This is a genomic window from Pseudomonadota bacterium, from assembly GCA_030859565.1.
Taxonomy (GTDB): domain Bacteria; phylum Pseudomonadota; class Gammaproteobacteria; order JACCXJ01; family JACCXJ01; genus USCg-Taylor.
Map to the genome: position 1 here is coordinate 1 of JALZJW010000178.1, position 6,131 is coordinate 6,131.

Consider the following 6,131-nt stretch of genomic DNA (forward strand, 5'->3'; position numbering starts at 1 on the left):
GCCGCATATGCTCTAGGCCGGACTCGGTGATGCCAGCGTCCCTCCCTACAGCAACATGGAGCGTTAAAATAGCGGGTGGATCAAGAAGCAGGCTTCAGAGTGAGCCATCCGTCTGGTTGCCTCGATGAGGCGCATTGAGCTGGACCCTGCGCGGTCACGGCACCTCTTCGAGGGGAAGGCCCATTGACTCGAATCGCACCCATCCGCCAAGGTCGTAATACCGCCCTTCTGGTGCTAAACGCTCAAAGCCTTGGCGCTCCATGACCTCCCGAAGCGGCCCGCGATGGCGCATCACCGGCGATCAAATGCGCCGTCCGCAGCGGTTCAGGGATGCGGCTTGTGATCGAAAATCTCCTTGATCGCAAACCCGCGGCAGGCGACGTTGATCCTCTCTCTCCGTCAATTTCAGTACCAGATTTCCATGCGCAATCCCCTGAAGTCGCGCTCGGGCTCCGGTTCCGGGAGCCTCACTGCGCTGCCCGCATGAATGCGGCGAGCGGTAAGCGCCAGCGCATAAGCATCGAGCACATCGTCCGCGCCCACCTGCGAGCGAGGAAAGCAGTCCCGCACTTCGCTCGGTTTGATAAAAGCAGCGCCGAAGCGAGGACCGAGTAGCGCTTCGCGTTCCCGCCTCCCGGCCGGGGTTTTCTTGTTGTGACGCAGGGGGCGCCCGGCAAGGGTGAGGAAAGCAAGCTCCGGGTGCGCCTCGAAGATACGCTGCTGCAATGCTGGCTCGATGAGCGCGTCCACTTCCCGGATCTTGCCCATGAGGTTGAACGATTGCTTGCTCATTCCCGCGCCATTCAAGCGCATCGCCTCGCGATAGGACTGGCCTTCAAGCGCCGCCCGCGTGGGCGGGGTGAATATGCTGCTCGCGCGCCCTCGGCCCAGCAAGGCACGCGCTGCGCGATCGCAAGAGCGTCCGCCCGGCTCGGCTTGCTCGAGCAAGCCGATGGGAATATCCACCGCGATCGGCGCGGGGTTTTCCGGTAGACTCATCACCTCCGAAAAGCCCCGGCACAGGGCGAAGCGCACCTCAACGACACGGGGCGAGGCTTGGCCCCTACCCTGCAGCACCGCAAACCAACCGGCGCGACAGCCGTCGACTCCGGCGAGCCACGCGATTTGAGAACCCCTACGGTGCTGTAGGGGCTGTGAGACGGTAGCTCTCATTCGCCCTTACAACACAGGTGTTCGATCTGCTTCCTGAAAATCCATCGCCATTCATTTTCCTTAGTATTTATAATGGGGCGTCTGCGGAGGCGATGTCCAGTGGGGCGATGGCAGAGCCAAGATGAGAACTGCACTTGTCATTTTAATCCTCGTGGCGGTCATAGGCGCTTACCTATTCTATGTCCGCGGCATGGGCGTGCAACCCGCGACCAGCGCGCCCCAGACGATCGAAAGGCATGGGGTCGCACGAACGTACGCGTGGACCCAAAAGGCGGAGATGCCCACGCCCCGCACCGAAGTCACCGCATCGGTGCTTCACGGCGAAGTGTATGTCATCGGAGGATTCGATGGCTCCGCAAGGACCCTCGCGACGGTGGAGATCTATGATCCGGCCGCGGACCGCTGGCACAGGGGCCCCGATCTGCCGGAGGCCCGTCATCACGCCGCGGCGGTCACGCTCGAGGATACGCTCTATGTCATCGGCGGTTTTGCGGGTCCAGGGTTCGAGCCCAAAGCCGATGTGTTCGCATTTAAAGCCCAGACGACATGGAAGCGGGTGGCTCCACTCCCGGACGCGCGCGGGGCGCTAGCGGCGGCTGTTCTCGGTCATCGGATCCTCGTGGTAGGCGGTATCGGCCCGCTGGGGCTTGCCAGCGATCTCTTTGCCTACGAGCCCGCCGCGGATAGCTGGATCAAGAAGACTCCGGCACCAACCAAGCGCGACCATCTGACCGCAGGGGCACTGCGACGTCTTTTTTATGTGGCCGGAGGTCGCGAAAAATCGCTCTCTAAAAACCTCGCCTTATTAGAGGCCTATGATCCGAACGCGGAAACCTGGCGTACAGAGCCTCGCCTACCGACCGCGCGCGGCGGTGTGGCGGGGGCGGTCTTCGATGATCTTTTTGTGGTCGTAGGGGGCGAGCAACCGGGTGGAACGTTCAGTGAGGTAGAGGCCTTCGATCCCGTTGCAAATCGCTGGCTTTCTCTCCCTCCTTTACCCACACCTCGCCATGGGCTTGCTGCCGCGGCGGTGGGGAACATGCTCTACATGATCGGCGGCGGCAAACGGCCCGGTCTCTCTGTCTCGGGCGCCAATGAGGCGCTGGAGGTCCGCTGAGTTTCTGTCAACAGGCGCATCGATCCACCGCGTCGTACCGCACGCCTGGGACGGCTATAATCGCGTGATGATTACGCTTGCCGACATCCAGCAGGCCCGCGAGCGGATCCACGCGGTGGCGATCCATACGCCACTCTTACCCGCGAAGTTCGGGCCGGCGAACGTCTATTTGAAGTGCGAAAACCTCCAGCGGGGTGGCGCGTTCAAAATCCGCGGCGCCTACAACAATTTAGCCCAACTTGCGCCGGAGGTTCGCGCGTGCGGTGTGACCGCATACTCGTCCGGGAACCACGCTCAGGCCGTCGCGCTGGCCGCGAAGCATTTCGGTGTGCCGGCCACCATCGTCATGCTGAATGAGTCGGTGGCAGAAAAGGTCGCCCAAACTATAGCGTATGGCGCGGAGGTCATCTTCGGCGGCGACTCCTCGGAGAAAATCAAGCTACGCGCGGAGCAAATTGCGGCGGAGCGCGGCATGACGGTGATTCCGCCATTTGATCATCACTGGACGATCGCGGGCCAAGGTACGGTGGGAGTAGAGATCTTGGAGGATCTGCCAGAGGTCGAAACGGTTATCGTACCGATTGGCGGTGGGGGACTCATCTCCGGGATAGCCACTGCGGTGAAGGCGATCCGTCCCTCGACCCGCGTGATCGGTGTGGAACCCGAGGGCGCACCCACGATGTACGAGTCGCTTAAAGCTGGAGAGCTGGTGACACTTCCTGATACGAACACGATCGCCGACGGGTTGAAGCCACTGCGCGCGGGCGATCTCACCTTCGCGGCCGTGCGGCGGTATGTCGATGAGACGGTACTGGTGCCAGACTCCGCGATCGTGGAGGCGATCGCCCAGCTCCTAAAGCAGGAGAAGCTGGTCGTGGAACCCTCGGGGGCGGCAAGCTTCGCGGCAGTGCGCTCAGGCAAGGTCGCTGTCTCAGGCCCCACCCCGTGTGCGTCCTTTCGGGCGGCAACATTACCAGTGACCTGCTGAGGTCGCTGTGACGCCCCGGGACAGGACGCCTGATCTCACCTTACGTGACTGACCTAAGGCATGGGGATACTGCTATGGATCCTGATGATTATTCGGCTCACGCACCCGATGAGGTATTCAATCAACCGCCAGCGCTTGCGAACTATAACCTCTTTGAACACGACCTACCGCTTCGCGAGGCGCTGCATCAGGAGGGCGGCGGATGGATAGAGGCGCAAGCGCATGAATACGGCGCACTCCTCGGTGCGGCCGAGACGATCCAGCTCGGTGAGCTTGTCAACCGCCATCCGCCGCTGCTTCGCACCCATGACCGATTCGGACATCGCATCGACGAAGTAGAGTTTCACCCCGCCTGGCACGAATTGCTGCGCATCGGCATCGCCCACGCCAACCATTCGCTCGCGTGGACCAGCGCCCGTCCCGGTGCGCACGTGGCCCGCAGCGTGCTCAACCTGCTTCGCCATCAAATCGACGAGGGTTCGAGCTGCCCGATCACGATGGCCTTTGCCGTGATTCCGACCCTACGCGCGCAGCCTGAGCTGGCGGCGGAGTGGGAGCCTCGGGTTTTATCGATCGACTATGACCCGCGCTGTATGCCGGCACCGCAGAAGCGCGGCGCCCTCTTTGGCATGGCGATGACCGAGCGCCAAGGCGGCAGCGATCTACGGGCCAACACCACCCGCGCACAGCCGCTTGGCGCTGCCGGCCCGGGCGGCGAGTACGCACTTATCGGGCACAAATGGTTTTGCTCCGCGCCCATGTCGGACGCGTTTCTGGTCTTAGCGCAGGCGAAAGGCGGTCTTTCCTGTTTTCTCCTTCCGCGCTGGAAGCCAGACGGTAGCCGGAATTCTTTCCATCTCATCCGGCTTAAGGATAAGCTCGGGAATCGTTCCAATGCCTCGGCGGAAGTCGAGCTCCGCCATGCCTGGGCACGCCTTCTTGGGGAGGAAGGCCGTGGAATTGCGACCATCATGGACATGGTTCGGCATACCCGTCTCGATTGTGCCTGCGGATCGGCGGCGACGATGCGGCGCGCCGTCGCCGAAGCCACCCATCACGCAGCGTACCGTCACGCTTTCGGGCGGCGCCTACTCGATCAACCGTTGATGCGGAACGTGCTTGCCGATCTTTGCTTAGAGTCCGAAGCGTCGACCGCGCTCGTATTGCGTCTGGCGCGCGGTTTTGATGGATCCGCGAACAATGTAGCGGAGGCGAGGTTTACGCGGATCGCCACGGCGGTGGCCAAATACTGGATCACAAAACGCGCGGTCGCCGTGGTCGCCGAGTCGCTCGAATGTATCGGCGGCAACGGCTATGTAGAAGAGTCCCCGTTGTCGCGCCTCTATCGCGACGTGCCGCTGAATTCACTCTGGGAGGGTGCCGGTAATGTTCAGTGTCTCGATGTGCTGCGCGCGATGCACCAAGAACCGGATTCTATTTCGATATACTTCGCGGAAATTGGTACCGCGATGGGAGTCCATCATCGATTCGATCGATTTGTAACCCGGCTCGAAACCGAGCTCCGTGATACCAGTCGAGCGGAGACGCGCGCTCGGCGCCTGGTGGAGGGACTCGCACTCGCGCTACAAGGCGCGTTACTGCTGCAACATGCCCCGGCCGCGGTCGCAGAGGCTTTTTGCACCGTCCGCCTCGGTGACGATCATTGGCACTCCTTTGGAACTTTACCGGGAGGGACCGATTTCGAGGCGATCATCGAGCGCGCGCAACCCCAGGTAGGGCAGCGGTGAGCGCCAAGCTGGCTTTCCAGCGCGCGGAAGGCAGCCCAGCGAAAGTCCCGCAGCTTGGAACTGCTACCAATGCTTAAGGCAGAAGGACCTTGGTATGCGCTATGAGCTCTACTACTGGCCCGGCATACAAGGCCGTGGCGAATTCGTGCGGCTCGCGCTCGAGGAGGCGGGTGCCGATTACATGGATGTGACGCGTCTTTCGGGGCGCGGCAAGGGCCTCCCGGCGATGATGCGCTTTCTTGAGGGCACTGGGATCGGCCATCTGCCGTTCGCGCCGCCGTTTCTCAAGGCCGGCGATCGGGTGATTGCCCAGACCGCCAACATCCTGCTGTATCTGGGGCCGCGGCTTGGCCTGGTTCCGAAGGCCGAGGCCGGCCGGCTGTGGGCGCATCAACTGCAGCTGACGATCGCCGACTTTGTAGCGGAGATCCATGACGTGCATCATCCGATCGCAAGCAGCCTGTACTACCACCAGCAGAAGCGCGAGGCGCGGCGCCGCGCCGGGCATTTCACCGCGGAACGCGCGCCCAAGTTCCTTCATTATTTCGAGCAGGTGCTCGCCGGCAATCCGAAGGGCAGAGGGTATATGCTCGGTCGCAACTTGTCCTACGTAGATTTATCCATCTTCCAGCTCATCGCCGGCCTGCGTTACGCCTTCCCAAAGACAATGAAGAGATTGGAACCGAAACATCCCGGCTTGGTGGCGCTGCACGATAAGGTCGCGGCGCGCCCGAACATCACCGCCTATCTGGCGTCCGAGCGGCGTATCCCGTTCAACGAAGACGACATCTTTCGGCACTATCCGGAGCTAGATACGTAGGACGGACTAAAGGAGAAAGCCACAACGAACACGATCCTTCTATGCGGGGCGCTGTGCTCGATGTCGCTCGGGCTCGCGCAGGCCGACTCCCCGAAGCAATACCAAGCGTTCGTGGGAGCGACCCTAATCGATGGGACAGGTGGAGCCTCTCGTCTCGATGCCACGGTGTTGATCGAAGACGAACATATCCGCGCGGTCGGGAACAAGTCAGAGCTCGCAATACCGAAAGACGCAAGAGTCTTCGATGTCGGTGGGAAGTGGATTGTGCCCGGATTGATCGACGCC

At 61.9% G+C, this 6,131-nt stretch carries 6 protein-coding genes; 5 read left to right on the forward strand and 1 reads right to left on the reverse strand.

Annotated features, from left to right (window positions below; translation table 11 throughout):
* Positions 1 to 405: 405 nt before the first annotated feature.
* The gene (locus tag M3436_18425; GenBank protein ID MDQ3565978.1) at positions 406 to 1,077 is read right to left on the reverse strand and encodes a DUF429 domain-containing protein; all 672 of its coding nucleotides are present in this window, start codon (positions 1,075 to 1,077) and stop codon (positions 406 to 408) included.
* 217 nt (positions 1,078 to 1,294) lie between these two features.
* On the opposite strand from M3436_18425, the gene M3436_18430 reads away from it, so the two are divergent.
* The 5 genes from M3436_18430 to M3436_18450 all read left to right on the forward strand — a co-directional run.
* Complete coding sequence (locus M3436_18430) at positions 1,295 to 2,290, forward strand: galactose oxidase (protein MDQ3565979.1); 996 nt, start codon at positions 1,295 to 1,297, stop codon at positions 2,288 to 2,290.
* A gap of 67 nt (positions 2,291 to 2,357) precedes the next feature.
* Complete coding sequence (locus tag M3436_18435; protein ID MDQ3565980.1) at positions 2,358 to 3,278, forward strand: pyridoxal-phosphate dependent enzyme; 921 nt, start codon at positions 2,358 to 2,360, stop codon at positions 3,276 to 3,278.
* A gap of 74 nt (positions 3,279 to 3,352) precedes the next feature.
* Positions 3,353 to 5,026, forward strand: coding sequence for an isovaleryl-CoA dehydrogenase (locus tag M3436_18440; GenBank protein MDQ3565981.1), 1,674 nt, complete (start codon positions 3,353 to 3,355; stop codon positions 5,024 to 5,026).
* 94 nt (positions 5,027 to 5,120) lie between these two features.
* A complete protein-coding gene (locus M3436_18445) occupies positions 5,121 to 5,846 on the forward strand; it encodes a glutathione S-transferase (GenBank protein ID MDQ3565982.1) in 726 nt (241 codons plus the stop codon).
* A gap of 60 nt (positions 5,847 to 5,906) precedes the next feature.
* The coding region (locus tag M3436_18450; protein ID MDQ3565983.1) for an amidohydrolase at positions 5,907 to 6,131 on the forward strand (225 nt) is incomplete at its 3' end.